This window comes from Xenophilus azovorans DSM 13620 (assembly GCF_000745855.1).
GTDB lineage: Bacteria > Pseudomonadota > Gammaproteobacteria > Burkholderiales > Burkholderiaceae_C > Xenophilus > Xenophilus azovorans.
The window spans coordinates 98,085-124,445 of sequence record NZ_JQKD01000004.1 but is presented as its reverse complement, the minus strand read 5'-3'; the positions used below and the strand labels follow the sequence as shown (position 1 = coordinate 124,445).

Annotated in this window: 24 protein-coding genes; 4 read left to right on the top strand and 20 right to left on the bottom strand. The window is 68.6% G+C overall.

The genetic code is table 11. The features are described 5' to 3' along the window. Positions 1-21 precede the first annotated feature (21 nt). The gene (locus Q392_RS01990; protein ID WP_038200723.1) at positions 22-1,998 is read right to left on the bottom strand and encodes an AMP-binding protein; all 1,977 of its coding nucleotides are present in this window, start codon (positions 1,996-1,998) and stop codon (positions 22-24) included. Between the two features lie 116 nt (positions 1,999-2,114). Between Q392_RS01990 and Q392_RS01985 the strand changes: the two genes are divergently transcribed. Both Q392_RS01985 and Q392_RS01980 read left to right on the top strand, forming a co-directional pair. Continuing rightward, positions 2,115-2,798, top strand: a complete 684-nt coding sequence (locus Q392_RS01985; protein ID WP_038200721.1) for a nitroreductase — start codon at positions 2,115-2,117, stop codon at positions 2,796-2,798. A gap of 47 nt (positions 2,799-2,845) precedes the next feature. After that, a complete protein-coding gene (locus Q392_RS01980; protein ID WP_038200720.1) occupies positions 2,846-3,337 on the top strand; it encodes a flavodoxin family protein in 492 nt (163 codons plus the stop codon). Positions 3,338-3,377: 40 nt separating this feature from the next. Here Q392_RS01980 and Q392_RS01975 read toward each other — a convergent pair whose 3' ends face one another. From Q392_RS01975 to Q392_RS01925, 11 genes are all read right to left on the bottom strand, one after another. After that, complete coding sequence (locus Q392_RS01975; RefSeq protein WP_245610622.1) at positions 3,378-3,803, bottom strand: PaaI family thioesterase; 426 nt, start codon at positions 3,801-3,803, stop codon at positions 3,378-3,380. An 11-nt stretch (positions 3,804-3,814) separates the two neighbouring features. After that, positions 3,815-5,017: an ABC transporter substrate-binding protein gene (locus tag Q392_RS01970; RefSeq protein ID WP_038200718.1), complete on the bottom strand. Its 1,203-nt coding sequence runs from the start codon at positions 5,015-5,017 to the stop codon at positions 3,815-3,817. Positions 5,018-5,063: 46 nt separating this feature from the next. Next, the gene (locus tag Q392_RS01965; protein ID WP_038200717.1) at positions 5,064-6,266 is read right to left on the bottom strand and encodes an ABC transporter substrate-binding protein; all 1,203 of its coding nucleotides are present in this window, start codon (positions 6,264-6,266) and stop codon (positions 5,064-5,066) included. A gap of 52 nt (positions 6,267-6,318) precedes the next feature. Continuing rightward, the gene (locus Q392_RS01960; protein WP_038200716.1) at positions 6,319-7,356 is read right to left on the bottom strand and encodes a branched-chain amino acid ABC transporter permease; all 1,038 of its coding nucleotides are present in this window, start codon (positions 7,354-7,356) and stop codon (positions 6,319-6,321) included. Beyond that, complete coding sequence (locus tag Q392_RS01955) at positions 7,356-8,228, bottom strand: branched-chain amino acid ABC transporter permease (protein WP_038200715.1); 873 nt, start codon at positions 8,226-8,228, stop codon at positions 7,356-7,358. Before Q392_RS01955 ends, Q392_RS01960 begins: the two co-directional genes overlap by 1 nt. Next, the gene (locus Q392_RS01950) at positions 8,228-10,108 is read right to left on the bottom strand and encodes an AMP-dependent synthetase/ligase (protein WP_051952701.1); all 1,881 of its coding nucleotides are present in this window, start codon (positions 10,106-10,108) and stop codon (positions 8,228-8,230) included. Before Q392_RS01950 ends, Q392_RS01955 begins: the two co-directional genes overlap by 1 nt. Further along, entirely contained in the window at positions 10,105-10,884 is a 780-nt protein-coding gene (locus tag Q392_RS01945; protein WP_038200714.1) for an ABC transporter ATP-binding protein, read from the bottom strand. The genes Q392_RS01950 and Q392_RS01945 overlap by 4 nt, the downstream gene beginning before the upstream one ends. 7 nt (positions 10,885-10,891) lie before the next feature. Further along, positions 10,892-11,683 carry an ABC transporter ATP-binding protein gene (locus Q392_RS01940; RefSeq protein WP_038200713.1) on the bottom strand — a complete coding sequence of 264 codons (792 nt, stop codon included), beginning with the start codon at positions 11,681-11,683 and terminating at the stop codon, positions 10,892-10,894. A gap of 21 nt (positions 11,684-11,704) precedes the next feature. Beyond that, positions 11,705-12,490, bottom strand: a complete 786-nt coding sequence (gene badI, locus Q392_RS01935; protein WP_038200712.1) for a 2-ketocyclohexanecarboxyl-CoA hydrolase — start codon at positions 12,488-12,490, stop codon at positions 11,705-11,707. A gap of 14 nt (positions 12,491-12,504) precedes the next feature. Continuing rightward, on the bottom strand, positions 12,505-13,299 hold the full coding sequence (locus Q392_RS01930; protein ID WP_038200711.1) for an SDR family NAD(P)-dependent oxidoreductase: 795 nt from the start codon (positions 13,297-13,299) through the stop codon (positions 12,505-12,507). Between the two features lie 116 nt (positions 13,300-13,415). Continuing rightward, positions 13,416-14,387, bottom strand: a complete 972-nt coding sequence (locus Q392_RS01925; RefSeq protein ID WP_038200710.1) for a Bug family tripartite tricarboxylate transporter substrate binding protein — start codon at positions 14,385-14,387, stop codon at positions 13,416-13,418. A gap of 165 nt (positions 14,388-14,552) precedes the next feature. Between Q392_RS01925 and Q392_RS01920 the strand changes: the two genes are divergently transcribed. Then, complete coding sequence (locus Q392_RS01920) at positions 14,553-16,472, top strand: flavin-containing monooxygenase (RefSeq protein WP_051952699.1); 1,920 nt, start codon at positions 14,553-14,555, stop codon at positions 16,470-16,472. Here the strand turns inward: Q392_RS01920 and Q392_RS01915 are convergent. The 3 genes from Q392_RS01915 to Q392_RS01905 are packed head-to-tail and all read right to left on the bottom strand — an operon-like array spanning position 16,462 to position 20,206. Then, positions 16,462-17,646 (bottom strand): MFS transporter, encoded by a 1,185-nt coding sequence (locus Q392_RS01915; RefSeq protein WP_051952697.1) that lies wholly within the window; start codon positions 17,644-17,646, stop codon positions 16,462-16,464. The genes Q392_RS01920 and Q392_RS01915 overlap by 11 nt on opposite strands. Next, positions 17,643-18,794 carry an acyl-CoA dehydrogenase family protein gene (locus tag Q392_RS01910; protein ID WP_137949715.1) on the bottom strand — a complete coding sequence of 384 codons (1,152 nt, stop codon included), beginning with the start codon at positions 18,792-18,794 and terminating at the stop codon, positions 17,643-17,645. Before Q392_RS01910 ends, Q392_RS01915 begins: the two co-directional genes overlap by 4 nt. Before the next feature lie 8 nt (positions 18,795-18,802). Continuing rightward, a complete protein-coding gene (locus Q392_RS01905) occupies positions 18,803-20,206 on the bottom strand; it encodes an MmgE/PrpD family protein (protein WP_051952695.1) in 1,404 nt (467 codons plus the stop codon). Between the two features lie 122 nt (positions 20,207-20,328). On the opposite strand from Q392_RS01905, the gene Q392_RS01900 reads away from it, so the two are divergent. Continuing rightward, the gene (locus Q392_RS01900) at positions 20,329-21,117 is read left to right on the top strand and encodes an enoyl-CoA hydratase/isomerase family protein (RefSeq protein WP_038200707.1); all 789 of its coding nucleotides are present in this window, start codon (positions 20,329-20,331) and stop codon (positions 21,115-21,117) included. A 76-nt stretch (positions 21,118-21,193) separates the two neighbouring features. Here the strand turns inward: Q392_RS01900 and Q392_RS01895 are convergent, their stop codons facing one another. The 5 genes from Q392_RS01895 to Q392_RS01875 form a co-directional block, all read right to left on the bottom strand. Continuing rightward, a complete protein-coding gene (locus Q392_RS01895) occupies positions 21,194-22,171 on the bottom strand; it encodes a Bug family tripartite tricarboxylate transporter substrate binding protein (protein ID WP_038200706.1) in 978 nt (325 codons plus the stop codon). Between the two features lie 22 nt (positions 22,172-22,193). After that, complete coding sequence (locus Q392_RS01890) at positions 22,194-23,360, bottom strand: acyl-CoA dehydrogenase family protein (RefSeq protein WP_038200705.1); 1,167 nt, start codon at positions 23,358-23,360, stop codon at positions 22,194-22,196. Positions 23,361-23,379: 19 nt separating this feature from the next. Next, the gene (locus tag Q392_RS01885; RefSeq protein ID WP_038200704.1) at positions 23,380-24,183 is read right to left on the bottom strand and encodes an enoyl-CoA hydratase/isomerase family protein; all 804 of its coding nucleotides are present in this window, start codon (positions 24,181-24,183) and stop codon (positions 23,380-23,382) included. Between the two features lie 44 nt (positions 24,184-24,227). Further along, positions 24,228-25,133: an SDR family NAD(P)-dependent oxidoreductase gene (locus Q392_RS01880; protein WP_038200882.1), complete on the bottom strand. Its 906-nt coding sequence runs from the start codon at positions 25,131-25,133 to the stop codon at positions 24,228-24,230. Between the two features lie 66 nt (positions 25,134-25,199). Then, a complete protein-coding gene (locus Q392_RS01875; RefSeq protein WP_038200881.1) occupies positions 25,200-26,351 on the bottom strand; it encodes an acyl-CoA dehydrogenase family protein in 1,152 nt (383 codons plus the stop codon). Positions 26,352-26,361 lie beyond the last annotated feature (10 nt).

Genomic DNA, 26,361 nt, shown 5'->3' with positions numbered 1-26,361 from the left:
GAAGCGCCGAGCCGCCGCCCGTCAAGCCGACAGCCTCGCCCGCAGATCCGCCACGGCCTCCGGGTTGACCAGCGAGGACAGATCCCCCGGGTTGTCGCCGCGGTATACCGCGCGCACCACGCGCCGCATGATCTTCATGTTGCGCGTCTTGGGCAAGTCGCTCACCAGCAGCACCTGGCGCGGGCGGTACGAGTTGCCCATGCCCTTGACCACGGCTGCCGCCAACTCCTGCTCGAGCGTGCCGTCGGCCGCCACACCGGGCATCGGCACGCACACGCAGACGATGGCCGAGCCCTTGACCTCATCGGGCACGCCGATCACCGCCGCTTCCGACACCTTGCCCGTGCCGGTGAGCAGCGTTTCGATCTCGGAAGGGCCGGTGCGCTTGCCAGAGACCTTGATGGTGTCGTCGCTGCGGCCGAGGATGTAGACGAGGCCGTCCTCGTCGCGCATCGCGAAGTCGCCGTGCACCCACAGGCCGGGGATGGTGCGCCAGTAGCTGTCGAGATAGCGCTCGTCGTCGCGCCACAGGCTCTTGGTGAAGCCGATGTTGGGGTTGCGCAGCACCAGTTCGCCCACCTGGCCAGGGCCTACGGGCTGGCCGGCTTCGTCGACGATGTCAACGCCCACGCCCAGGCCGCCCATGCCGAAGGAGCCCGGGCGCAACGGGTGGTGCACGGTGCCGGTGAAGTTGCAGCCGCCGACCTCGGTGCCGCCGACGATGTTCAGGAACGGCAGTTTCTTCTTGCACACATGCTCGAAGAACCAGCGCCAAGGCGATTCGGTCCAGGCCTCGCCGCCGGAGACGGTGATGCGCAGCGCCGAGAGGTCGTAGCGCTCGACGTCCTGGTCGCCGTGGCGCATCAGTCCACGGATCAGCGTGGGCGCCACGCCGAGGTAGGTGACCCGGTGGTCCTGCAGCAGTCGCCAGAAGCGGCCGGTGTCGGGGTAGTCGGGCGTGCCCTCAGCCACCAGCAGGCTGCCGCCGAAGTAGCTGGGGATGCAGGCGCACATCGCGCCCACCATCCAGCCCATGTCGCTCATGAAGAAGAAGCGGTCATCCGCGCGGAAGTCACCGCAGATGTGCATGTCGCGCGTGACCATCGAGCCGAGGAAGCCCACGTGCGTCCAGACGCAACCCTTGGGCTTGCCGGTGGTGCCCGAGGTGTAGAGCAACACTGCGGCGTCGTCGGCGGCCATCTCGGCCGTCTGCCGCTCGGCCGCCTGCCCGGCCACGGCCGTGGCCCAGTCGAGGTCGCGCCCGGCGGTCATCGGGCAGGGCAAGGCATCGCCCAGGTGGCGCAGCACCAGCACGTGTTCGACGCTGGGCGTCGACGCCAAGGCCTCGTCGAGCACCGACTTCATCGCGCCGGGGCTGCCGCGGCGCCAAGTGCCGTCGACCGTGAGCACGACCTTGGCCTCGCCGTCGTTCAGGCGCGCCACCAGCGGCTGCGGCCCGAAGCCCGAGAACAGCGGCATGATGACGGCGCCGATCTTCAGCACCGCGAAGAAGGCGATGAAGGTCTCGGGCAGGTTGGGCATGTACAAGCCCACGCGGTCGCCGCGCTGCACGCCCAGCGCCTCGAGCGCGCCGGCCAGCCGGCAGAGCTCGGCGTCGAACTCGCGGTAGCTGAGTTCGCGACGCGCGTTCGGGGCCTTGGGGTCCTCACCCTCCCAGGTGATGAAGGTGCGGTCCCAGGCGGGCGTGCCGCGGTGGCGGTCGATGCAGTTGAGCACGATGTTGGTCGTGCCGCCGACGCACCAGCGCGCCCACTCGATGCCGCGCGAGGTGTCGAGCATGCGCTCGCAGGGCTTGTAGAAGCGGAAGTCGCAGAACCCGAACACCTGCTCCATCAGCCAGGCCGGGTCGGCGTCGGCGCGGCGCTGCAGGCTGGGCAGGTCGCCCTGGCCCGTGTGGCGGATGAAGGCCGTCAGGTTGGACCCGGCGATGGTGGCCGCCGAGGGCAGCCAATCGAACGGTCGTTTGGTAGAATCCATTGGCGCGAGATTAGCGCATGGCGCATCCGACGTCCAGCGCGCGCGGCGACGGCCGCCGCGGCACGACGGATGCCTGCTGCCGAACCGGTGCCCAAGGTCGCTACGAGGAACCCCCGATGCACGTCGACGATGCCATCCGCAGCCGCAAGTCCGTGCGGCGTTTCCTGCCCACGCCGGTGCCCGCGTCGACGGTGCACCATATCCTGCAGGTCTCGGCGCATGCGCCGAGCGGCAACAACGTCCAGCCCTGGCGCGTCTATGCCGTTGCCGGTGAACCGCGGCAACGCCTGTGCGACGCCATCGTGCAGGCCGCCACCACCGACGCCGACCGGCATCAGCCCGAGTACGCCTACTACCCGACGCAGTGGGTCGAGCCTTACCTCGATCGGCGCCGGCGCTGCGGCTTCGGCCTGTACGCCACGCTGGGCATTGCGCGCGACGACGCCGCCGCGCGCGAACGGCAGATGCTGCGCAACTACGTCTTCTTCGACGCCCCGGTGGGCCTGCTCGTCACGCTCGACCGGCGCCTGAACACCGGCAGCTTCATGGACCTGGGCATGTTCATCCAGAACATCATGGTCGCGGCCCGGGCCCAGGGCCTGCATACCTGCGCGCAGGCGGCGTTTGCCTGGTTCCACAAGATCGTGCGCGAGCAGCTGCCGCTGTCGGAGCACGAGATCCTGGCGTGCGGCATCGCGCTCGGCCACGAGGACTTGGCAGCGCCCGAGAACGCCTTCATCACCGAGCGCGCCAAGCCGGAAGAGTTTGCGCACTTTGCGGGCTTCGAGGTGGCGCCTTGACGGACGCCATGCGCGGCTGACCAACGCCGGGCGGGGGCGGCAGGCCGATGAAGACGCTGCTCATCGTGCACCACACCATGACGGGCGGCACCGCGCAGATGGTCGAGGCCGCGGTGTGCGCGGCGCGCAGCGAGGGCGGTGTCGAGCTCGCGCTGCGGCGCGCGTTCGAGGCCACCGCAGCCGACGTGCTGGGCGCCGACGGCTACCTGTTCGCCACGCCGGAGAACCTGGCCGCGATGTCCGGCGCGCTGAAGGACTTCTTCGACCGAACCTACTACGCCGCGCTCGACCGCATCAACGGCCGGCCCTATGCCGTGATGGTCTGTGCCGGCACCGACGGCAGCATGGCGGTGCGCCAGATCGAACGCATCGCCACCGGCTGGCGGCTGCGCGCGGTGGCGGAGCCGCTGATCGTGCGCACGGGGGCGCAGACCCCCGAAGACATCCTCGCGCCCAAACGCATCGACGAGGCCGCGCTGCGCCGCTGCGCCGAACTGGGCCAGGCGCTGGCGGCGGGGCTGGCGAGCGGCGTGTTCTGACGGAAGCCTGCAACCCGGGCCCGGGCTGCCGCCGCCACAGTCACACCGGGCTCACCAGGGAGCGCGTGTAGACGCGGTAGGTGCCCAGCCCGCGCGCGACGAGCGGGCCGTCCATCGCGTTGTGCCGCAACTCCACCGACACGTAGGCCACGGTCTTCCCGATGTGGTCGGGCGAGCCAGTGGCAAACAGCACGCCATCGCGCACGCCGAGCATGAAGTCGGTGGTCAGCGTGACGGTCACCGACGACAGGATGCGCTGCCCCGTGGCGGGCACCAACTGGCCAACCAGGGAGCGGCCGCCGATGGCGTCCAGCAGCGTCAGACTCACGCCGCCGTGCAGGACACCGTGCGGGTTGAGCAGATCGCGCCTGAGATGCAGCCGCAGGTACGGTCGATCCCCTTCAGTGAGGGTCTCGTACCCGACCAACTCCTGGAACGGGCCATGCGCATGTGTCGGGACAGACACAGGCTTGTCGCTCAATCGGTCACCGGAATCGGATCGGACACCCGGTCAAACTTCCCTCCCTTGGCGTCGGAGCGAAGCACGAGCACGCTGCTGGGCGACTGCCGCTGCGTGGCGCTGAAGCTGATCGGCGAGGTGAGGCCGTCAGTGCCCAGGTTCTTGGTGGTCTCCAGCTTCTCGACCACGCAGGAACGCGTCAATGCCTTGCCGCAGCGGCGGATGGCGTCTTCCATCAACAGCGCACCGACGTAGGCGGTGATGGAGTAGCGATTGAGCAGTTTCTGTTCGTCGGCGCTGAGATACTTTTGCGTCAGCGCGATGAACTTGGCCATGCCAGGCACGGCCAGGTCGGTGAGCGGGGGCACGTAGTCGGCCACGTAGTACCCGTCTCCGGCCGGGCCGGCCAGGGCCTGCACCGGCGTCAGGTGTGCCGAGTGGATGGCCAGGAAGGTGATGGGCATCTGGTTCTTCGCGGCCTCCTTCAGCAGCATCGAGTGTTCGGCCACCACGCCGCCCGAGGCGATGAAGGTGGCCCCGGCCTGCTTCAGGCTCAGCATCTCGGCCGAGAAGTCCTTGGTGCCGCGCTTGAAGGAGATCTCGGCCACGCTCGCCAGGCCCAGCGCCTTGACGGCTTTCTGGTAGCCGCAGCGCACGTCGGTGCCGAACTCGTCGTCCTGGTAGACCAGCGAGAACTTCTCCTTCTGCAGGTTCTTGCTCCTGACCAGGTGCGCCATGCCGGCGGCCAGTTCCTGGCAGTAGGTCGGGCCGAGGATGAACACCGTCTTGCGCGGCGGCGTGAAGTGCGAGGCCGACACCGCCATGCCGTTGATGGTGGGGATCTTCTGCTCCTCGATGTAAGGCAGCATCGCCTGGAGCATCGCAGCGCCCGACGTGCCCAGCAGCGCGAAGATGTTCTCCACCTCGTTGAGCCGCTTGACGCCCTGCAACGCCCGCTGCGGCACGTAGCCGTCGTCGTCCTGGCGGATCTCGACCTTGCGGCCATTGATGCCGCCGCGGGCGTTGATGTCCTGCTCCCACACCTTCAAGGCCAGCATGTGGGCCTTGCCGAGCAGGCTGGGTGGGCCGCTGACCGGTGTCACGGATCCGAGGATGATCTTCGTGTCGGTGACACCCGGCTCCGCGGCCGTGGCAGTGAAGGCGAACGCCGAGGCGGCCAAGGCGGCGATCAGGTGGCGCGGGGCGAGAATGTTGTGCATGGGTGGGGCAGGGGTGCAGGGAGGGGGCAGGAACGGCGGCCGCCGGCTACTTGTCCGACAACCAGTCCGAAGCGCGCTCGAACTTGCCGTTGGCGACGTTGGCTTTCAGCAGGATCGGTCGCGTGCCGCTCTGGCGGATGTTGGGGCCGAAGGTCAGCGGGGCCATGATGCCGTCGCTGGCGAAGTTCTTGGTCTGCTCGAGCTTCTGCACCAGGCAGGCGCGTGTCAGGTTGCGGCCGCAGGCCTGCAGGGCCGACTCCAGCAGCATCGCAGCCACGTAGCCGGTGAGCGAGTAGCGGTTCATCGCCTTCACGTCGTCGGCGGTGAGGTACTTGTAGGCCAGCGCGTTCAGGCGGCCGATGCCCTGCGTCTCGGTGTCGGTGATCGGCGGCACGTAGTCGGCCACCAGCAGGCCCTCGGCGGCGCTGCCGGCCAGTTGCAGCACCGCGCCCAGGTGCGAGGGGTGCGCCGCCAGGCGGATGACGTCCATGCCGTTCTTCTGGATCTCCTTGAGCATGGTGGCGGTCTCACTGATGATGCCGCCCACGAGCACGAAAGTGGCGCCTGACTTCTGCACTGCCAGCACCTCGGCCGAGAAGTCCTTCTGCGCCCGCTTGTACGGCACGTCGATCGTGCTGCTCAGGCCGGCGGACTTGAGCGCCGCGTCGTAGCCGCACTTGACATCGGCGCCGAAGTCGTCGTCCTGGTAGATCAGCGCGAACTTGGCCTTCTGCAGCTTGCGCGTGGCGATCAGATGCTTCATCACGCCAGTGACTTCCTGGCAGTAGGTGGCACCGATGTTGAAGACCGTCTTGCGCGGCGGGTTGAAGTGCGTGCCGGCGACGGCGGCGAAATTGATTGCCGGGAGCTGGTTCTCCTCGATCGTGGGCATCATCGCCATCAAGTGCGAGGAGCCCGAGGTGCCGATGACGGCGAAGACCTTGTCGACGTCGACGAGCTTCTTGATCGCCTGCACCGAGCGCTGCGGCACGTAGCCGTCTTCCTCCACGCGCAGGTCGATCTTGCGGCCGTGGATGCCGCCACGCGCGTTGACGTCCTTCTCCCACACGCGCAGCGCGATCACGCCGGCCTTGCCGATGAGGCTGGGCGGGCCCGTCTGCGGCAGTACGCCACCGATGACGAGGCGGTCGTCGAAGACGCCGGGGTCCGCGGCCTGCGCGGCGCCGGCGAATGCGAGCAGCGCGGCTGCCCACAGGGGGCGCAGGCTGCGAAGAACGATCGTGCTCATGTCGGACTCCTCTCGTGGTGAGCGGGGCTGCGGGCCCCGGCCGGTGGGGATATCAGTAGCGGAACGGCCAGTGCGTCCAGTAGTGCTTGAGGTCGCGCCAGCGGCCGACCAGGCCGTCGGGCTCGAAGCGCAGGAAGAGCACGATGGCCAGGCCATAGACGATGCCCTTGATCTCGAAGGCGGCCGTGGACAGCGCGCCCGAGCCGAGCGCGCTGAACAGCAGGCCCAGGCCCTCGTTGAGCACGAAGATGAAAACCGCGCCCAGCAGCGCGCCCGACACCGTGCCCAGGCCGCCGACGATCAGCATCGACAGCGCCTCGATCGACACCAGCAGGCTGAAGCTGTCGACGTTGAGGTAGCGGGTGTAGAAGGCCAGCAGCGCACCGGCCACGCCGGTGTAGAAGGCGCTCACGGTGAAGGCGAGCAGGCGCCAGCGCACCAGGTTCACCCCCATCGCGCGCGCGGCGATGTCGTGCTCGCGGATCGCCATCAGCGCCCTGCCGACGCGGCTGCGCTGCAGGTTCAGCGTGGCGAACACTGCCAGCAGCAACACCGCCAGCACCACGTAGTAGTAGCCGCCTTCGGCCGCGAGTGGCTGGCCGAGCAACGCCGGCTGCGGCACCTTCAAGCCCTCGGAGCCGCCGGTCAACTCGCCACCGTTGAGGATGAGGTGGTTGATGATCACCGCGAAGGCCATCGTCGTGATCGCGAGGTACAGGCCCTTCAGACGCAGCGAGGGCACGCCCACCACCAGGCCGGCGGCCGCGGCAGCGGCACCACCGGCCAGCAGCGCCGCGGGCATCGGCCAGCCGTAGCGTCCGGCCACGATGCCGGCCGCATACGCGCCCACCGCCAGGAAGCCGGCGTGGCCCAGCGAGATGAGGCCGGTGGTGCCGGTGAGGATGTTCAGTCCCAGCACGCCGACGGCCGTGACCATCAGCAGCAGCAGCAGCGAGACGAAGTACTTGCCGATGAGCAGCGGCGCGAGCGCGATCGCCGCCACCAGCACCAGTGACCAGACGATCACCGGCACCGAGTCGGTCAGCGCCAGCAACTGGCGGTAGTCTTCCTTGAAGTTGCCGCTGCGCATCAGACTCGCTCGATCTCGGCTTTGCCGAACAGGCCGTAGGGCCGGACCATCAGAACCACCAGGATCAGCACGAAGCCGGCGATCTCCTTCATGCCGCGGCCGATGTAGCCTTCGGAGAGGTTCTCGGCCACGCCGATCAGCACGCCGCCGAGCGCGGCGCCGAACACCGAGTCCAGCCCGCCGAGGATCACGGCAGGGAAGCTGCGCAAGCCCGTCAGCCACATGCCTGGGTTGAGGTCGTAGATCACGCCCACCAGCACGCCGGCGATGGCTGCCAGACCCGCCGACAGCGCCCACGACAACGCGAAGATGCGCTTGACGTTGATGCCCATCAGCAGCGCCGTCGTCTGCAGGTTGGCGGTGGCCCGCATCGCGATGCCGGTGCGCGAGAAGCGGAAGAAGGCCCACAGCCCGCCGACCACGCAGGCCATGATGCCCAGCGCGTAGAGCTGCGCCGGATACAGCCCTGCCGGGCCGATGCGGATGGGCGTGGTGGACAGGCCGGTGGCCAGCGGCATCGGGTCGGCGCCCCAGATCAGCACCACCACCGAGCGGATGATGACCGCCAGGCCGATCGTCACCATGACGGTGGAGAACACCGGCTGCCCCAGCATCGGGCGGATCAGCAGCACCTCGACCAAGAGGCCGATGAGCACCGAGACCCCGATCGACGCCAGCAGCAGCGGCCAGAAGCCGAGCTTGAAGGTGCCCACCAGCGTGAAGCCGATGTAGGCCACCAGCATCATCAATTCGCCCTGGGCGAAGTTCACGACGCCGGTGGCGCGGAAGATCATCGCGAAGCCCATGCCGATGAAGCCGTACACCAGCCCCACCGCCACGCCCGAGATCAGCAGTTGAAGGAAGTAGTCCATCAGGCCGTGCCCCCGCCGTAGATCACTTCGATCTCTCGCGCGAACTTCTTGCCGATGATGTTGCGGCGCACCTTCTGCGTGGCGGTCAGCTCGCCGTCGTCGTGGTCGAGTTCCTTCTCGAGGATGAGAAACTTGCGGATGTTCTCCACCCGCGCGAAGAGCTTGTTCACACGCCGCACCTCCATGTCGACCAGCTCGCGCACCTCGGGCAGCTGCGACAGGCTGCGGTAGGTGGTGAAGGCCAGGCGCTTCTCCTGTGCCCACTTGCCGACGGTGTCGTAGTCGATCTGCACCAGCGCCGAGAGGAAGTGCCGCCCGTCGCCCAGCACGATGGCCTCGCGGATGTACAGGCTGTCCTTCAGCGCGTTCTCGATCTCGGAGGGCGAGATGTTCTTGCCGCCGCTGGTGATGATGATGGCCTTCTTGCGGTCGACGATCATCAACTCCTGGTTGGGTGCCAGCGCCACGATGTCGCCGGTGTGCAGCCAGCCGTCCTGCACCGTCAGCGCGGTGGCGTTGTTGTCGTGGATGTAGCCCTTGAAGACGGCCGGGTGTTTGACGACCAGCTCGCCGTCCTCGGCGATCTTCCAGTTCAGGCTTTCGATCGGGGTGCCGGTGGCGCCCAGGCGCTCGGCCTTCGCGTGCTGGTGGAAGATCACGCCGCCCGATTCCGTCATGCCGTACACCTGATAGACCGGCAGGCCCAGGATGCGGAAGAACTTCAGCACCTCGGGCGAGACGCTGGCGCCGCCACAGAAGCCGCAGCGCATGCGGTCCAGCCCGACGAACTTCTGCAGGTTGCGGAACATCAGCAGCCACAGCAGGCCGAACTGCAGCCGGTCGGCCAGCGTGCGCTGCCCGCCACGCTGCTCGACGCGCTCGAACAGCGTCTTGCCCGACTCGAAGCAGCGCGCGAAAGCCCAGCGCTGCAGGCGCGTGGCGTCCTGCATGCGCATCAGGATGCCCTGCTGCAGCTTCTCCCAGATGCGCGGCACGCCGAGGAACACCTTGGGCGCGATTTCGCGCAGGTTGGCGGCCACGGTGTCGATCGACTCGGCGTAGTTGACCACGCCGCCGGTCATCATGTGCATCACCGTCGAGAAAGCGCGCTCGGCCACGTGGCAGAGCGGCAGGTAGCACAGCACTTCCATGTTGTGCCGGTCCAGGCCGAAGCAGCGGCGCAGCTTGTCGGTCGTGACGAGCAGGTTGCGGTGCGACAGCATCGCGCCCTTGGGCGGCCCGGTGGTGCCCGAGGTATAGACCAGCATGCAGGTGTCGTCGGGCTGCGTCGCGGCGATGCCGTCATCGAAGGCACGCGCCTGCTCCGGCGACTCGGCGGCGTATTGATCTCCCAGCTCGAGCACCTCGTCGAAGGACAGCAGCTTGTCGCGCGGATAGCCGCGCATGCCCTTCATGTCCACCGCGATGATCTTGGCCACGTCGGGCAGCCCGACCTCGTGCTTGCTCATCGCGTCCAGCACCTTGTCGACCTGCTCCTGGTCGCCGCACACCACGAAGCGGCTGTTGGAGTGGTGGACGATGTACTGCAGCTCCGGCCAGGGGTTGGTGGGGTAGATGCCGACCACCACACCGCCGATGGCCTGTGTGCCCAGGTCGGCGAACATCCACTGCGGCGTGTCCTCGCTGGCGATGGCCAGGCGCTCGCCGCGCCGGAAGCCCAGCTTCAGCAGGCCGAGCGCGAAGCGCCGAGCGGCGTCGTGATAGTCAGCCCAGGTCATCCGGTTCCAGATGCCGAGGTCCTTCTCGCGCAGCGCCAGTGCGTCGGGCGTCGTGCGCGCCCAGTGCTGCAGCAGCTTGGGCAGCGTGTGCTCGCCGTTGTTGAGCGCGGCGTCCAGGCCGCTGTCGCTGGTGAAGCTCATGCGGCCTTCGCCCCGCCCAGATAGGCCTCGATCACGGCCGGGTCGGCCGAGACCTGCGCCGGTGTGCCTTCGGCGATCTTGCGGCCGAAGTTCAGCACGCAGACGCGGTCGGAGATGTCCATCACGATGCCCATGTCGTGCTCGACCATCAGCACGGTGACGCCGAGTTCGTCGCGGATGTCGAGTACGAAGCGCGCGATGTCCTCGGTCTCTTCGGTGTTCATGCCCGAGACCATCTCGTCCAGCAGCAGCAGCCTGGGCTCGGTGGCCAGCGCACGGCCCAGTTCGACGCGCTTTTGCATGCCGTAGGACAGCGCGCCCACCGGCATGTCGCGGATGTCCTCGATCTCGAGGAAGTCGATGATCTCCTCCACCTTTCGGCGGTGTTCCAGCTCCTCGCGCCGCGCGCGGCCGAGGAACCAGGCGGCGTCGAAGACGTTGGTGCGCATGTGGCAGTGGCGCCCCACGAGCAGGTTCTCCACCACGCTGGCGTGCTTGAACACGGCCAGGTTCTGGAAGGTGCGCCCGATGCCCCTCAGCGGCATGCGGTGCGAGGGCATGCCCGTGATGTCGCGGCCGTCGTAGTGGACCGTGCCGGCCGATGGGGGCACGATGCCGCTGATCATGTTGAACGTGGTCGTCTTGCCGGCGCCGTTGGGGCCGATCAGCGAGTAGATCTCGCCGCGGCCGACATGGAAGCTCACGCCGGAAACCGCTTCGACACCGCCGAAGCGCTTGGTCAGGCCTTCGACCCTGAGCAGACTCTCGTGCCGCATACGCGCCTCAGGACAGCCAGCGCTTGCGGCGCTTGTAGTGTTTGACCTCGCGCATGCTCTTGCGTGTGCCGCCTTCTGCGAAGCCGAGGTAGAACTCGCGCACATCCTCGTTGCGCAGCAGCTTGTCGGCCGGGCCGTCGAGCACGATGCGTCCGTTTTCCATGATGTAGCCCTCGTCGGCCACGGCCAGCGCGGCCTGGGCGTTCTGCTCGACCAGCAGGATGCTCACGCCGCTGTCGCGCCGCAACTGCGTGACGATGCCGAAGATCTCCTCGCAGATCTGCGGCGCCAGGCCCAGCGTGGGTTCGTCGAGCATCAGCACCTTGGGCTCGGACATCAACGCACGGCCGATCGCCACCATCTGCTGCTCGCCGCCGGACAGGTAGCCCGAGATCGTCGTTCGCTTCTGCGTCAGGCGCGGGAACAGGGCGTAGGCCCGCTCCAGGCCGCGGCGGGAGTCGGCGGCGCTGCGCGTGTAGCCGCCCATCAGCAGGTTCTCTTCGACCGTGAGCTGGTCGAACAGCCGCCGCCCCTCGGGCACCATCACGATGCCCTGCCGGACGATGCGGTCTGGCGCCATGCCGGCCAGCGGGCGGCCCTCGAAGCTGATCTGCCCGGCTTTGACTTCGCCGTCTTCCGGATAGAGCACGCCGGAGATGGCCTTCAGCGTGGTGGACTTGCCGGCGCCGTTGGCGCCCAGCAGCGCCACGATGCGGCCCTTGCCGAGCGTGAGCGACACCTCGCGCACCGCCTCGATGGTGTTGTCGTAGACGATCTGGACGTTGGTCAGCGCGAGCATGCCATTTGCACTCGTTGCAGTTCAGCCGCCGGCGAACTTGCGGAAGTCGGGCTTGCGCTTCTCGAGGAAGGCGCGCACGCCTTCCTTCGACTCGTCGGTGTCGTAGTACAGGCTCAGCGCCTGCATGCCCAGGCTGCCGATGCCGCGGATGTGCTCGGTGGAGGCGTTGAACGAGCGCTTGGCGATGGCGATCGCGGTGGGGCTCTTCTCGACCAGTTCGCGGCCCCACCTGGCCACTTCGGCGTCGAGCTGCTCGTGCGGCACCACCACGTTGCACAGGCCCATGGCCAGCGCCTCCTGCGCGCTGTAGCGGCGGCACATGTACCAGATCTCGCGCGCCTTCTTCTCGCCGACCACGGCGGCCAGGTAGGCCGTGCCCCAGCCGGGGTCGACCGAGCCGACCTTGGGGCCGACCTGGCCGAACACCGCCTTGTCGGAGGCGATGGTCATGTCGCACAGCGTGGCGATGACGTTGCCGCCGCCGATGGCGAAGCCCTGCACGCGGGCGATCACGGGCTTGGGCACGTCGCGGATGGCGCTGTGCAGTTCCTCGATCGGCAGGCCGGCGGTGCCACGGCCGTCGTACTGGCCGGAGTGCGCCGACTGGTCGCCGCCGGTGCAGAAGGCGCGGTCCCCGGTGCCGGTGATCACGATGGCAGCGATCTTCTTGTCCCAGCCCGCCTTCATCATCGCGTGCAGCATCTCCTCGATCGTCTGGCCGCGGAAGGCGTTCATCACCGAGGGCCGGTTGATGGCGATGGTCGCGATCTGGTCGCGCTCCTCGTAGAGGATGTCCGTGTAGTTCATCGTCGCAGTCCCCCTCAGCCGATCATGCTGTAACCGCCCGAGACGCTGAGCACTTGGCCGGTCACGTGGCCGGCCTTGCCCGAGGCGAGAAACACCACGGCATTGGCCACATCCTGCGGGCGGCCGACCTTGCGCAGCGGCATGGCCTTGGCGGCCTTCTCGATCTGCTCGGGCGAGAACATGCTGTCGGCGTTGGTCCACATGCTGCTGCCGCCCACCTCGTCGGCGCTGGAGGGGATCGTCACGCCCGGGCAGACCACGTTGCAGCGGATGCCGAAGCGGCCGTTCTCCTTGGCGATGGTCTTCATGAAGCTGTTGACCGCGGCCTTCACGCCGCCATAGACGGCCTCGCGCGGCTCGCCCTGGCGGCTGGCGTCGGAGCTGATCGAGACAATGGCGCCGCTGTTCTGCTTGACCATGACGTCCAGCGCGGTCTTGGTGCAGTTCAGCACCCCCACGTAGTTGATGTCGATGACCTTGCGCCAGAACTCGGGCGTGGTCTGGGTGAAGAACATCAGGTTGTCCCAGCCGACGTTGTTGACCAGCACGTCGACGCGGCCGTGCTTGTCGGTGGCGGCCTTGAACATCGCCTGCACCTGATCGAGCTGCGTGACGTCGGTCTTCACCACCTGGGCCGAGGCGGCGCCGAGCTTCTTCGCGAACTCGGCCGTTTTCTCGGCCTGCGCGATGTCGATGTCGCCGATGGTCAGATGTGCGCCTTCGGCGGCGAAGGCCAGCACGATGGCGCGGCCGATGTTCGAGCCGCCGCCGGTCACGATGACCGACTTGTCCTTGAGTTCGAGATCCATGTCGTCAACCTTTCGCTGTTTGTTTCTGCCGCGCACGCGGGGCGCAGTCCTGGAAGTATATCGACCAAACGCTTGGTAGGGAAATGTCCATTGACGAAATGGCCAGTGGCCGGGCGCTACTCGATCTTGATGCCCGCCGAGCTGATGAGCTTGCCGAAGCGCTCGTGGTCGGTCCGCAGCAGCGCATCGAATTCGGCCGATGGCCGGTACGCGGTGTCCAGGCCCTGCTCGGCCAACTGCTGCTTCACATCGGGCATGGCGAGGATGCGCGCGATCTCGGCCGACAGCTTCTCGATGATCGGGCGCGGCGTGCCCGCGGGCGCGAGCACGCCGAACCAGAGCTGGAAGTCGTACGCCGGCAGCCCGGCCTCGGCGAAGGTGGGCACGTCGGGCAGGGTGGCAAGCCGCCTGGTTCCGGTGATCGCCAGGGCGCGCAGGCGCCCCGCCTTGACGTGCGGAATCGAGGTCACCGGCGTGTCGAAATTGAGCTGGATCTGGCCACCGATCAGGTCGGTCAGAGCCGGCGCAGTACCTTTGTACGGCACATGTTGCATCTTCACCCCGGCCACGCTCTTGAAGTACTCGCCGGCGAGGTGGGTCGAACTGCCGGTGCCCACTGCCGCGAAGTTCAGCTCGTTCGGCCTGGCCTTGGCCAGCGCGATGAACTCCGACACATTGGATGCGGGCACCGACGGGTGCACCACCAGCACGAGCTGCGTCGTCACCAGGTTCGCCACCGGCGTGAAGTCGCGCAGCACATCAAAGGGCAGGCTGGACACGAGGTGCGGCACCGTCACGTGCGTCGAGGCGGCCAGCGAGATGGTGTAGCCGTCGGGCGCCGACCTGGCCAGCGCCTCCGTGCCGATGACGGTGTTCGCGCCGGGCTTGTTGTCGATCAGCACCTGCTGCCCCCAGGCCTCGGTCAGCTTCGCGCCCACCAGGCGCGCCACGTAGCTGGTGCTGCCGCCCGGGGCGTAGGGCACGATGAAGCGGATCGGCTTGCTGGGGTAGCTCACGGCTGCCGTCTGGGCGAGCGACGGGCCGGCGAGCGTCAGCGCAACGACGAAGGCGAGCAGGGCTCTGATCATGGTGGACCGCTCCTGGAGTCGACCCGCGCCGACCGTCGGGCGCATGCCGGCGCAATGTACGGAGCGCGCGCGCGGAGCTCCATGCGGAAATGTCCTAACGGCTGTTAGTTGGAATTAGAATGTGCCGCCACATACCTACCGTGACCGAAGGGGCTTGGGAGCACCATGACCGGAGCACGAATCGACCATCAGCAGCTCGAAGGCGCCGTGGCGGCTGCCGATCTGCGCGTGCTGCTCATGGTGCTGGTTCACGCCAGCGGCGATCTGGGCTGGCTTGAACCACCGTTCTGCCCGCGACGCGACGTGAACCTGGTCGCTGACCCGGCCGCGGGGCTGCCGCCGGACGTGCAGCAGCGCATCCGGCAGGCGGCGGTGGAGATGCTTGCAGTCGGCACCCCGCCCGCCATCCACGACCCTGGCGACACGCTGATGCAACGCATGATGTCCGTCTGCCTGGGCGAGAGCGTGCCGCCGGAGTACGCGCGCCTGACGCGCGAAGAGATGGCGCTGGTGCCGCGGCGTCTCGGCTGGCCGGCGAGCGTGACGCGCCCCGCGGGACGAGATGACCATGTGTTGATCGTTGGCGCTGGCGTCAGTGGCATCGCCCTGGGCGCCAGCCTGATCGAGCTGGGGGTGCCGTTCACCATCGTCGAGAAGGCCGGCGACGTGGGCGGTGCGTGGTTCGTCAACCGCTATCCAGGCTGCGGGGTCGATACCCCCAACCACGCCTATTCATTCTCGTTCGGGCCTCGCTTCCTGTGGCCGCGCCACTTCTCGCGCCGCGAGGAAGTGCTGGCGTACCTGCGGCAGGTTGTCGAGGCTGTGGGCTTGCGATGGCACATCCGCCTTTCGACCCAGTTGATGGGCGCCACCTGGGACGAGGAGGCGCAGCAGTGGGTCGCGCGCCTGCGCGGGCCGGAAGGCGACAGCGAGCTGCGCTCTCGCGTCCTCGTCAGCGCCATCGGCCAGCTGAGCGATCCGCAGCTGCCGCACATCGAGGGCGCCGGCACGTTCGCGGGCGAGAGCTTCCACTCGGCGAACTGGCCCCAGGGCTTGAAGGTCGAGGGCCGGCGCGTGGCCATCATCGGCACCGGCGCCACCGTGATGCAGCTCGCGCCGGAGATCGCCGACACGGTGCGCTCGCTGGCCATCTACCAGCGCTCGCCGCAATGGGCGCGCCCGATTCCCGGTTATCGTGATCCGATCGGGCCCGAGGCGCAGTGGCTGCTGGCGCACGTGCCGTACTACGCCGAGTGGTTCCGCTTCACGATGTTCTGGCGCTACGGCGACGGTTTGCTCAAGACGCTGAAAAAGGACCCGGATTGGCCGCACCCGCAGCGCGCCGTCAACGCAGTCAACGACCGCCACCGCCGCGAACTGACCGACTTCATCCACGCCGAATTGGAAGGCCGGCCCGACCTGCTGGCCAAGTGCATCCCGGACTATCCGCCCTACGGCAAGCGCATCCTGCTCGACAACGACTGGTACCGCATGCTGAGGAAGCCCGGCGTCGAACTGGTGACCGAGCCGATCCGGCGCATCGCCGGCGCCGGCATCGAAACCGCCGACGGAACGCTGCGCGAGGCCGACGTGATCGTCTACGCCACCGGCTTCAAGCTCACCGAGATGGCGGCGCGGCTGAACATCATCGGTCGCGGCGGGCGCAGCCTGGCGCAGGCCTGGGGTGACGATGACCTGCGCGCCTACCTCGGCGTGATGGTGCCCGGATTCCCCAACTTCTTCTGCATGATCGGGCCGGGCACTTCCTCCGGCCACGGCGGCAGCATCACCTTCCAGTCCGAGTGCCAGGCGCGCTACATCACCTCCTGCCTGGTGCGCATGGCCGAGCAGGGTGTCGGTGCGATCGACGTGCGGCCTCAGGTGCTCGACGACTACCAGCGCCGCTTCGACGCCGAACACGAGACGCTGATCTGGTCGCATCCCGGCATGTCCACCTACTACCGCAATCGCCACGGCCGTGTCTTCACGGTGCTGCCCTGGCGGCTGGTGGACTACTGGCAAGCGGCGCACGACGCCGATCTGGCGGACTTCCACTGCACGCGGCAGGCACCCGTCAGCGCCTGACCGCGGCCCGCGCAAGGCGCAGGCCGCAGACCAGCGCGGGAAGCCCCATCACCATGAAGGCCGTGCCATAGGTGAGGCCCAGCTGGAGTAGTGCGCCGAAGAGCGCGGGGCCGGCCATCACGCCGCCGAAGGTGATGACCAGTGCCGCGGACGTGGCCGTGCCCACACCGCCCGGCGGTGCCCGCCGCGCCACGTCGGCCAGGTAGACGCCGTTCCAGCCGATGGCGCTGGCGCCGAACAGCATGTAGAGCGCTAGCATGGCCGCCATCGGCCACGCGGCGGCGCCTGCGCTGGCGAACGCGCAGGCCGCCATCGACAGGCCCATGCCCGCCATCACGGGCCGGGCGCCCAGCCGGTCGGCCAGGGCGCCCGCCACCAGGCGGCCGGCGACCCCGGCGGCCTGCGTTGCGGCGAGCACCAGGCCGGCGAGCACGAGGTCGTAGCCCATTTGGCTGGTGAGGTAGGTCACCAGGTAGGTGCCCAGGCACAATTGCAGCGCCGCGAAGCAGAACGAACTGGCGGCCAACAGCCAGCCGGGGCGATCGGCCCATGCATGCTTCGCCGGTTGCGCCAGGTCCGAGAGCCGCACGGGGGCGCGCGGCTGCCGGTCATCGTCGAACGCCGCGCGCAGCGGCTGCAGCAGCGCCGCGAGCATGACGCAGGCGGCGGCCAGCGCTGCCACCGCCGTCGGCCAGCCGGCCTCCAGTGCCAGCGAGGGCAGCAGCGCGCCGGCCAGCACCGCGCCGAGCGGCACGCCGGTCTGCTTGATCGAGAAGATCGTGGCGCGCCGCTGCGGTGGTGCCACGCGATCGAGCAGGTGCGAACTGGCCGGGTTCAGTGGACCGTAGCCGAGACCCAGCACCAGGGCGCCGGACACGGTGGCCAGCGGATGGGGCAGCGCCACCAGCAGCAGCGCGGCGCAAGCGCACAGCAGGCTGACCTGGCTGGTCCGCACGGCGCCCCAGCGCCGCAGCAGCGAGCCACCGGCCAGGCCGCACACCATGCTGCTGCCGTACACCAGCGCCACGAACAGCCCCACCCAGGCCGCGGGCACGCCGAGGTCCGGAGCCGCCTTCGGCGCCAGCACCGGCAGGGCCACGGTGGCGGCCGACATCAGCGCCTGCGCCGCCAGCATGGCGATGACGGCCGCCGCGATGCCCGGGCGATGCGTCACACCGGGTTCCGCTGCACGAGTTGGCGCGCGATGATGATGCGCTGCATCTCGTTGGTGCCTTCGCCGATCAGCAGCAGCGGCGCGTCGCGGAAGTAGCGCTCGACGTCGAACTCGGGCGAGTAGCCGTAGGCGCCGTGGATGCGCATGCACTCCAGCGCATTCTCCATCGCCGCCTCGGTGGCGAAGTACTTGGCCATGCCGGCTTCCATGTCGCAGCGCTCGCCCCGGTCGTAGGCGCGCGCGGCCGACTGCACGAGCAGCTTGGCCGCCTCCACGCGCGTGCCCATCTCGCCGAGCTTCAACTGGATGGCCTGGTGCTCGCAGATCGGCTTGCCGAAGGTCTTGCGCTGCTGCGCGTAGGCCACCGCGTCGGTGAGCGCCGCGGTGGCCACGCCCAGGCCGCGCGCGGCGACGTTGATGCGCCCGAGTTCCAGGCCCGACAGCACCTGCTGCAGCCCGCGCCCCTCGACGCCGCCGACCAGCCGCGAGGCCGGCACGCGGTAGTCGTCGAAGCGCAGCTCGCAGGTGTCGATGCCGCGGTAGCCCAGCTTCTTCAGCTTGCGCGAGACGATGAAGCCCGGGCCCTTCTCGGCGATGAACAGGCTCATGCCCTTGTGGCGCGGCTCGGCCGCGTGGTCGGTCTTGACCAGCAGCGCGATGCAGCCGCCCTGGCCGCTGTTGGTGATCCAGGTCTTGTTGCCGTTGACGACGTAGTAATCGCCGTCGCGCACGGCGCGGGTGCGGATGGCCTGCAGGTCGGTTCCGGCGTCGGGTTCGGTCAGGCCGATGCCGCCGCGCAGCTCGCCGCTGGCGAAGCGCGGCAGCAGTTCACGCTTCTGCTCCGCGGTGCCGCTACGCAGCACCGCGGCGGCCATGATGAGGTGCGAGTTGATGATGCCCGACAGCGACATCCACACCGACGCGATGCGCGCCACCACGGCCGCGTAGGTCGCGGTGCTCAGGCCGAGGCCGCCGTACTCGACCGGGATGATGCAGCCGAACAGGCCCATCGCCTTCATGCCCTCGACGATCGCCGTCGGGTACTCGTCGGCCTGCTCCAGCCGCTTCACGTGCGGGCGCACCTCGACGCGCAGGAAGCGGTCGATCGCGTCGAGGATCGCGCCGTCGGTTTCGTTGCCAGCGTCCATCGTGCGCGTCATCCGCGCGCCGCGAGCCCAGCCTGCAGCTCGGCGGCGGCGCAGCCCTTGCCGATCGCGAGCACCCGTTCGCGCACCTGCGCCGCACGCGCCGGCGACGCGACCAGCGCCATGTTCTCGTCGTACTTGCGCACCACCTCGGCGTTCGTGATCGGGCGTTCCTCGCCGCCGCGGTTGACGTGCTCGCGATGGCGCAGTTCGCGCCCGTCGTCCAGCGTGACGATCACTTCGCCCGAGTAGTACTTCGGGAAGGGCGAGTCGGGGTCCACCTCGTACTCCACCTTCGCGGCGAGCGCGAGCGTGGCTTCGTCGCGCAGCGCCGATTCGTCCAGCTCGGCCAGGCCGAAGCGGCCCCGGATCAGCGCCGTCGCCACGATGTAGGGGATGCTGAACTGCGCGTCGTAGCTGTTCTGCGGGCGCTTCTTCGTGGCCACCGGCTCGCACACCGTCTTCACCACCTCGGCCGGCACGAGCGCGCGCACGCTGCGGATCTGCTGCGGGCGCGGGCCGTGGCGTTCGCGCAGGATCGCCGCCGCGTCGGCACAGGCGTGCGTGAAGTGGCAGGCCGGCAGCGGCTTGACGTTCACCTTCGCCAGTTCCCACACCTCGCCCAGGCCGGCGATGGCCAGGCCCAGGTCGCCGTCGCGCGCGAGCGGCCCGAGGTGGCTGTTGAAGAGGCCGAAGCGGCCCTCGTAGGCCTGCCTGGGGCCGACGAAGCCATGGCGCGCCATCGTCGCCGCGGTCAGCCCGGCGCCTGCCGCCCAGCCCGGGTGCATGCGCTTGGTCCAGGCGCCGTCCTGCAGGAACTCCAGGCTGCCCGAGCCCATCGACAGCGCGATGCCTTGCGCCGATGCGAGCTGCGCCGCGTTGAGCCCGAGCAGCCGCCCGGCAACCAGTGTGCAGGCGAACGCGCCGACCAGGCCCGTGGGGTGGAAACCGACCTGATGGAAGCCACCCTTGGACACCGAGGCGAGCCGCGCGCCGACCTCCATGCCGGCCACGTAGGCGTCCAGGAGCGCTTCGCCGTCCGCGCCGGCCAGCGCGGCGGTCCCGAGCGCGCACGGGAACGTGCTGGCGGTGGCATGGATGACGCCGGCGGCGTGCGTGTCGTCGTAGTCCAGGCCGTGGATCAGCAGGCCGTTCATCAGCATCGCGTCGCGCGGCGCCAGGCGCGCGGCCAACGCGATCACCGGCGTGGCGCCAGCGCCGCCCGACAGTTCCTGCGCCGCCGACAGGGAGCGGTGCGCGAACTCGTAGTGCGTGGACGCATGGGCGATGCCGACGGCGTCGAGGATCAGGTGGCGGGCGCGTTCGCGCACGGGCTCGGGAATGTCGTTCGGCCGCAGCGACGCGACAAAGTCGGCAAGCGCATCGGCGATGGTCGGCACGCGGTCGTTGCCCATGGACGAGCTCCTCGAAGTGGCCGCAGTGGCCGTGGTTGCGTGGTCCAGTATAGCCAAACGGTTGTTAGGTAACGCGGCCGTTTGGGCTACGATGTCCCCATCGACAGCAGCGAGGAGCGACGATGAACGACACTGCGGGCAGCCCGATCGTGGGCGTGGATTTCGAAGGCAACGTGGCACTGGTGGAGATCCGCCGCCCGCCGCACAACTTCTTCGACATCCCGATGATCCAGGGCCTGGCCGACGCGTTCGAGGCGCTGGACGCCGACCCGCGCTGCCGCGCCATCGTGCTGTGCGCGCAGGGCAGTTCGTTCTGCGCCGGTGCCAACTTCGCCAACCGCGACGCCACGCCGCCGCAGAAGAGCCCGCGCGCGGTGAACCCGCTGTACTTCGAGGCGATCCGCCTCGTCTCGTGCGCCAAGCCGGTGGTGGCGGCGGTGCATGGCCCGGCCATCGGCGGCGGCATGGGCCTCGCGCTGGTGGCCGACTTCCGCGTCACCTGCGCCGAGGCGCGCTTCTCGGTCAACTTCAACCGCCTCGGTTTCCACCCCGGCTTCGGACTGTCGTTCACGCTGCCGCGGCTTGTCGGCGCGCAGCAGGCCGCGCTGCTGTTCTACACCGGGCGGCGCATCGGCGGCGAAGAGGCGTTGCGCATCGGCCTGGCCGACAGGCTGGTCGAGCAGGCGCAGGTGCGCGCGAAGGCCATCGAACTGGCCGCGGAGATCGCGGTATCGTCGCCGATCGCGGTGCAGTCCACTCGTGCGACGCTGCGCGCCGGGTTCGTGGAACAGTTCCGCCTGGCGGTGGCGCGCGAAAGCATCGAGCAGAACGCGCACTTCAAGACCGCGGATTTCGCCGAAGGCGTCAAGGCGATGGCCGAACGCCGCGTGCCGCGCTTCGAAGGGCACTGAGCCCGGCGCAAGCGCCAGCAGGTATCGCATTCCGGACTCCGCCATCGATGCGCCCAGCGGACGCATACGATCGGTGCTACTGCGCGCTGAGGTTGAGTGACTTTGTCAGCGGGTCCCACAACGCGATCTCCGCGGCGATCACCCGCGTCATCTCCTGGGGCCCGGCGAACGCCACGTCCAGGCCCAGCGCCGCGAGGCGCTTGCCCGTGTCCGGCGCGGCGGCGGCCAACTCCAGTTCGCGTGTCAGCCGTTGGTGAACGCCCGGCGGCAACCCGGGCGGCGCCACCACGCCCATCCAGCCCCGAAACTCATACTCGGGCACGGTCTCGGCGATGGCGGGCAGGTCGGGGTAGAGTTTGTGGCGGCTGCGCCCCGTCGCGGCCAGCAGGCGCAGCTTGCCGGCGGCCGCCAGCGGCCCCGCGCTGTTGGGCGCGTCGAAGACGAACTGCAGGGCGCCGCCCATCAGGTCGTTGATCGCCAGCGCCGTGCCGCGGTAGGGCACGTGCGTGAGCTTCACGCCGGCCTTGGCCGCGAGCAGTTCGCCGCTCAGGTGGTTGGTCGAACCGATGCCGGCCGAGCCGTAGCTCAGCGTGCCGGGCTGCGCACGCGCGGCCGCGAGCAGGTCGGCCAGCGAGCGCCAGGGGCTGTCGGCGCGCACCGCCAGCACGTTGACGTAGTCGCAGACCTTGGCCACTGGCGTGAGGTCCTTGAGTGGTTCGTAGCCGACGCTCTTGTACAGGCTCGGCCCGATGCTGAGCGACGCCGTGTGCGCAAAACCGATCGCGTAGCCGTCGGCGGCCATCTTCGACAAGCGCGCGACGGCCAGCGTGCTGCCGGCGCCCGGCACGTTCTCGACGATGACGGTCTGGCCGAGCTGCGCCTGCAGGCGGCTCGCGAACAGGCGCGTCACGCCGTCAGCCGGCCCGCCGGGGGCGAAGCCGACCAGGAAACGCAGCGGGCGCGATGGATAGGCGGCTTCCTGCGCGCCAGCGGCCCGGGGCAGCAGCGCAGCGGCAAGGCCGCCGAGCAGGCAGTGGCGACGCGAACGGTCCATTCGAAGCTCCCGTGCAGCTCTCTCAATACGAGCGTGGCAATCCCATCACGTGCTCGGCGATGTAGTTCAGCACCATCTCGCGGTTCAGCGGCGCGGTGCGCAGCAGCCGCACCAGGCCGTACAGGTCGTAGATGCCGTACTCCTTGGTGAAGCCGTTGCCGCCGTGGGTCTGGATGGTGGCGTCCACCGCGTGGATGCCGGCTTCGGCACCGGCGTACTTGGCGATGTTGGCGAATTCGCCCGCCGGCAGCCCCTGGTCGAAGGCCCAGGCCGCCTTCAGCGCCATCAGCGAGGCCATCTCGATCTCGCTGCGCGCGATGGCCAGCGGATGCTGCACGCCCTGGTAGGCGCCGATCGGCGTCTTGTTGAAGAGTTTGCGGTCGTTGGCATAGGCCACCGCCTTCTTGAGCGCGAAGCGGCCGACGCCGGTGCACAGGCCCGCCAGGATGATGCGCTCCGGGTTGAGCGTGTCGAACAGGATGCCGAAACCCTTGCCGACCTCGCCGAGCACGTCATCCTCGGTCAGCGCCACGTCGTCGAAGAACACCTGCCACTGCGTCTCGGGCACCGGGAAGGCCACCGGGATCAGCGTCTTGCTGATGCCCTTCTTCTTCATGTCGACCATGAAGATGGTGAAGCCGTCGGTCTTCTTCTTCACGTCGGCGCGCGGCGTGGTGCGGGTGACCACCATCGCGTAGTCGGCGTGGTTGGCGTCGGTGATGAAGACCTTCTGCCCGGTCAGCCGGAAGCCGCCCTTGCCGTCGGTCTTGGCGATGCTGGTGATCTCCATCGAGTTCGAGCCGGCGTTCGGCTCGGTGATCGCGAAGCAGAAGCGGATCTCGCCGGCGCATCCGCCCGGCAGCAGTCGGCGCTTCATCGCCTCGCTGGCGTGCTTGGCCATCAGGCCCATGGTCATCGTCGGGCCGACCACGAGGTTCAGCAGCGGGATGCCGTTGTTGGCCAGGCCCTCCATGAACAGCAGCATCTCGGTCATGCCCTGGCCGGCGCCACCGTAGGCCTCGGGCACCATGATGCCGAGGAAGCCGTCGCCGGTGATCTGCTTGTACAGCTCGGCCGGCGGCTCGCTCTTCTCGGCGTACTTCTTCCAGTACGCATGGTCGAAGCGCTGCGACACGCGGTCGCCGTACTCGTAGACCATACGCTGTTCCTGGCTCAGGGCGAAGTCCATGGCGTTGCCTCCTGGAAACTCAGCGATTGGCCGAAGGGAAGTTGGGAGCGCGCTTCTCCTTGACGGCGGCGACGCCCTCCTTGGCATCCTCGCCCAGGAAGCACAGCATCTCCATCGCCAGCGAGCTCTCGAAGATCGGCCGCGCCATGTTCATCCAGCCGTTGAGCGAGCGCTTGGTGAAGCGGATCGCCTGCTGGCTGCCGGCGGCGAGCTTGTCGGCGACTTCCATCGCCTTGTCCATCAGCTGGGCGCGAGGCACGCACAGGCTGACCAGGCCGATGCGCTCGGCCTCCTTGCCCGAGACGAACTCGGCCGTCATCAGGTAGTACTTGGCCTTGGCCATGCCGCACAGCAGCGGCCAGCAGATGGCCGCGTGGTCGCCGGCGGCGACGCCGAGCTTGACGTGGCCGTCGGTGATCTTGGCTTCCTCGGCCATGATGCTGATGTCGGCCATCATTGCCACCGCCAGGCCGGCGCCGACCGCCACGCCGTTGATGGCCGAGATCACCGGCTTGTCGCAGGCCATCACGTTGTAGACGATGTCCGAGGCCTCGTTCATCACCATGTTGATGGTCTCGGCGTTGCCGACCATGTTGGTGATCCAGGACAGGTCGCCGCCGGCCGAGAACGCGCGGTCGCCGGCGCCGGTGATCACCGCCACCTTGGTCTTGGGGTCGTCGTTGACGACGCCCCATACCTTGGTCAGTTCCCAGTGCAGGCGGCCGTTGGTGGCATTCATCACCTCGGGGCGGTTGATGGTGATCAGCAGTACGCCGTTGGGCTTGGCGTCGAACTTGAGGAACTGGAAGTCGGCGTAGTTCATTGAAGCATTCCTTGTGCAAGAAGCTGGAAGGGGAGGGGGCGAATTCAGACGGGATCCCACGAGAACACGACGGCCGAGCTCTCGAGCGGGAAGAAGTTGGGCCTCATCGCGGGCAGCACGCGCTCGGCGATCGTCTCGGGCGTCCAGCCCTCGGAGGTGTGCATGCCGCGCACGGGCCGCGGCTGGCTCATCAGGAAGATCTCGTTGCCGCGCACGGCGAAGATCTGAGAGGTGACCTCGGCCGCAGCGTCGCTGGCCAGGAAGGCGGCCATCGGCGCGATCTGCGCGGTGTCGAGCTTCTTGAGCTTCTCCACGCGGGCCTGCTGCTCGGGCGTGTCGGTCGGGATCGAGCCGATCATGCGGCTCCACGCGAACGGCGAGATGCAGTTGGAGCGCACGTTGTAGCGCTTCATGTCGCCGGCGATCGAGCGCGAGAGCGCGACGATCCCCAGCTTGGCCGCGCCGTAGTTGGCCTGGCCCAAGTTGCCGATCAGGCCCGAGGTGGAGGTCATGTGCACGTAGGCGCCCGAGTTCTGGGCCTTGAAGTGCGTGGCTGCCGCGCGCGAGACGTAGAAGCAGCCGTTGAGGTGCACGTCGATGACGGCCTTCCACTCTTCTTCCGACATGGCGAAGAAGAAGCGGTCGCGCAGGATGCCGGCGTTGTTGACGACGATGTCGATGCGGCCGAAGTGGTCCAGCGCGCACTGCACGATGCGGCCGGCCGAAGCCCAGGTGGACACGCTGTCGGTGGACAGCGCGGCGTGGCCGCCCATGGCCTTGATCTCGTCGACCACCTGCTGGCCCAGGCTCGCGTCCTGGCCTTCGCCGGCGACCGAGGCGCCGATGTCGTTGACGACGACCTTGGCGCCCTGGGCGGCCATCTCGAGCGCGATGTCGCGGCCGATGCCCCGGCCCGATCCGGTGACCACGGCCACCTTGTCTTTCAGCATGCTGCCTTTGTGCACGGCGATGTTTCCTTTGTGCGGATGAACGAATGGGGGACGGCGTGCGCGCGATCAGCTGGCAAGCTGAAGCACCGCGCCTGCCAGGATGTTGCGCTGGACCTCGTTGCTACCGCCGTAGATCGTGGCCGGGCGCGCGTTGTAGAAGGTGGTGAGCACATCGATCGTGCCGCCGTCGGTGGGCACGTCGCCCGGCGTGCCGCCGCTGGCGCCGGCGATCTCGACCAGCAGGTTGGCCAGCCGCGAGTACGTTTCGGTGGCGAAGATCTTGAGCATCGAGACCTCGGGGCCAAGTGCCTCGCCGCGCTTGACCTGCTCGACGAAGCGCGCGTAGAGCGTGCCCAGGTCGGCCACGTCCAGCGCCAGCTGCGTGAAGCGGTCGCTGAACACCGGATCGTCGAGCAGCCCCAGCGCCGCTGCGGCCTCTTCGACGCGCGACAGCGCGTACTGGCTCTGCTTGGGGCTGCCCAGGAAGATGCGCTCGAAGCCGAGCAGCGCCTTGGCAGTCGTCCAGCCCTTGTTCAGCTCGCCGACGATGTTGGCGCGCGGGACACGCACCTTGTCGAGGAAGACCTCGCAGAAGTCTTCAGCGCCCGCGATGTTGCGGATGGGCCGCACCGTGATGCCGGGGCTGCCCATGTCGGCGAGCAGGAAGCTGATGCCTTCCTGCTTCTTGGCCGCCTTGTCGGTGCGCACGAGCAGGAAGATGTGGGTTGCGTCCTGCGCCAGCGTGGTCCAGATCTTCTGCCCGGTGACGATGAAGTCATCGCCGTCGGCCACCGCCTCGGTGCGCAGGCTGGCGAGGTCGGAGCCGGAGTTCGGCTCCGAGTAGCCCTGGCACCAGATGTCCTGGCAGGCCAGGATGCGCGGCAGGTAGTGGGCGCGCTGCGCGTCGGTGCCGTGCTGGATGAGCAGCGGGCCGACCATCTGGATGCCCATGTCGGGGGCGCGGGTCACGCCGTGGCGCTCCTGCTCCTCGATGAACGCGATCAGCTTGTCCGGCGCCAGCCCCATCCCGCCGTGCCGCGCGGGCCAGCTCGGGGCGAGCCAGCCGTGGGCGGCGAGCTTCAGCGTCCAAGGGCGGATCTCGTCCCAGCGCAGGCGCCGCTTGGGGTAGCGCAGGTGTTCGGGGTAGTGCTGCTGGAAGAAGGCGCGCACCTCGGCACGGAAGGCCTCGGTGTCCATCGCGTTCCAGTCTCGGACCATGCTCGACGCG

Bases quoted from the DNA above. Each gene is read 5' to 3' on its own strand.
- Q392_RS01965 (WP_038200717.1), bottom strand. From the start codon at position 6,266: ATGAGCACGATCGTTCTTCGCAGCCTGCGCCCCCTGTGGGCAGCCGCG.
- Q392_RS01970 (WP_038200718.1), bottom strand. From the start codon at position 5,017: ATGCACAACATTCTCGCCCCGCGCCACCTGATCGCCGCCTTGGCCGCC.
- Q392_RS01875 (WP_038200881.1), bottom strand. From the start codon at position 26,351: ATGGTCCGAGACTGGAACGCGATGGACACCGAGGCCTTCCGTGCCGAG.
- Q392_RS01960 (WP_038200716.1), bottom strand. From the start codon at position 7,356: ATGCGCAGCGGCAACTTCAAGGAAGACTACCGCCAGTTGCTGGCGCTG.
- Q392_RS01895 (WP_038200706.1), bottom strand. From the start codon at position 22,171: ATGGACCGTTCGCGTCGCCACTGCCTGCTCGGCGGCCTTGCCGCTGCG.
- Q392_RS01950 (WP_051952701.1), bottom strand. From the start codon at position 10,108: ATGAGCTTCACCAGCGACAGCGGCCTGGACGCCGCGCTCAACAACGGC.
- Q392_RS01920 (WP_051952699.1), top strand. From the start codon at position 14,553: ATGACCGGAGCACGAATCGACCATCAGCAGCTCGAAGGCGCCGTGGCG.
- Q392_RS01905 (WP_051952695.1), bottom strand. From the start codon at position 20,206: ATGGGCAACGACCGCGTGCCGACCATCGCCGATGCGCTTGCCGACTTT.
- Q392_RS01885 (WP_038200704.1), bottom strand. From the start codon at position 24,183: ATGAACTACGCCGACTTCCAGTTCCTCAAGTTCGACGCCAAGCCCAAC.
- Q392_RS01930 (WP_038200711.1), bottom strand. From the start codon at position 13,299: ATGGATCTCGAACTCAAGGACAAGTCGGTCATCGTGACCGGCGGCGGC.
- Q392_RS01985 (WP_038200721.1), top strand. From the start codon at position 2,115: ATGCACGTCGACGATGCCATCCGCAGCCGCAAGTCCGTGCGGCGTTTC.
- Q392_RS01940 (WP_038200713.1), bottom strand. From the start codon at position 11,683: ATGCTCGCGCTGACCAACGTCCAGATCGTCTACGACAACACCATCGAG.
- Q392_RS01980 (WP_038200720.1), top strand. From the start codon at position 2,846: ATGAAGACGCTGCTCATCGTGCACCACACCATGACGGGCGGCACCGCG.
- Q392_RS01955 (WP_038200715.1), bottom strand. From the start codon at position 8,228: ATGGACTACTTCCTTCAACTGCTGATCTCGGGCGTGGCGGTGGGGCTG.
- Q392_RS01900 (WP_038200707.1), top strand. From the start codon at position 20,329: ATGAACGACACTGCGGGCAGCCCGATCGTGGGCGTGGATTTCGAAGGC.
- Q392_RS01910 (WP_137949715.1), bottom strand. From the start codon at position 18,794: ATGGACGCTGGCAACGAAACCGACGGCGCGATCCTCGACGCGATCGAC.
- Q392_RS01925 (WP_038200710.1), bottom strand. From the start codon at position 14,387: ATGATCAGAGCCCTGCTCGCCTTCGTCGTTGCGCTGACGCTCGCCGGC.
- Q392_RS01990 (WP_038200723.1), bottom strand. From the start codon at position 1,998: ATGGATTCTACCAAACGACCGTTCGATTGGCTGCCCTCGGCGGCCACC.
- Q392_RS01945 (WP_038200714.1), bottom strand. From the start codon at position 10,884: ATGCGGCACGAGAGTCTGCTCAGGGTCGAAGGCCTGACCAAGCGCTTC.
- Q392_RS01880 (WP_038200882.1), bottom strand. From the start codon at position 25,133: ATGCTGAAAGACAAGGTGGCCGTGGTCACCGGATCGGGCCGGGGCATC.
- Q392_RS01890 (WP_038200705.1), bottom strand. From the start codon at position 23,360: ATGGACTTCGCCCTGAGCCAGGAACAGCGTATGGTCTACGAGTACGGC.
- badI (WP_038200712.1), bottom strand. From the start codon at position 12,490: ATGAACTACACGGACATCCTCTACGAGGAGCGCGACCAGATCGCGACC.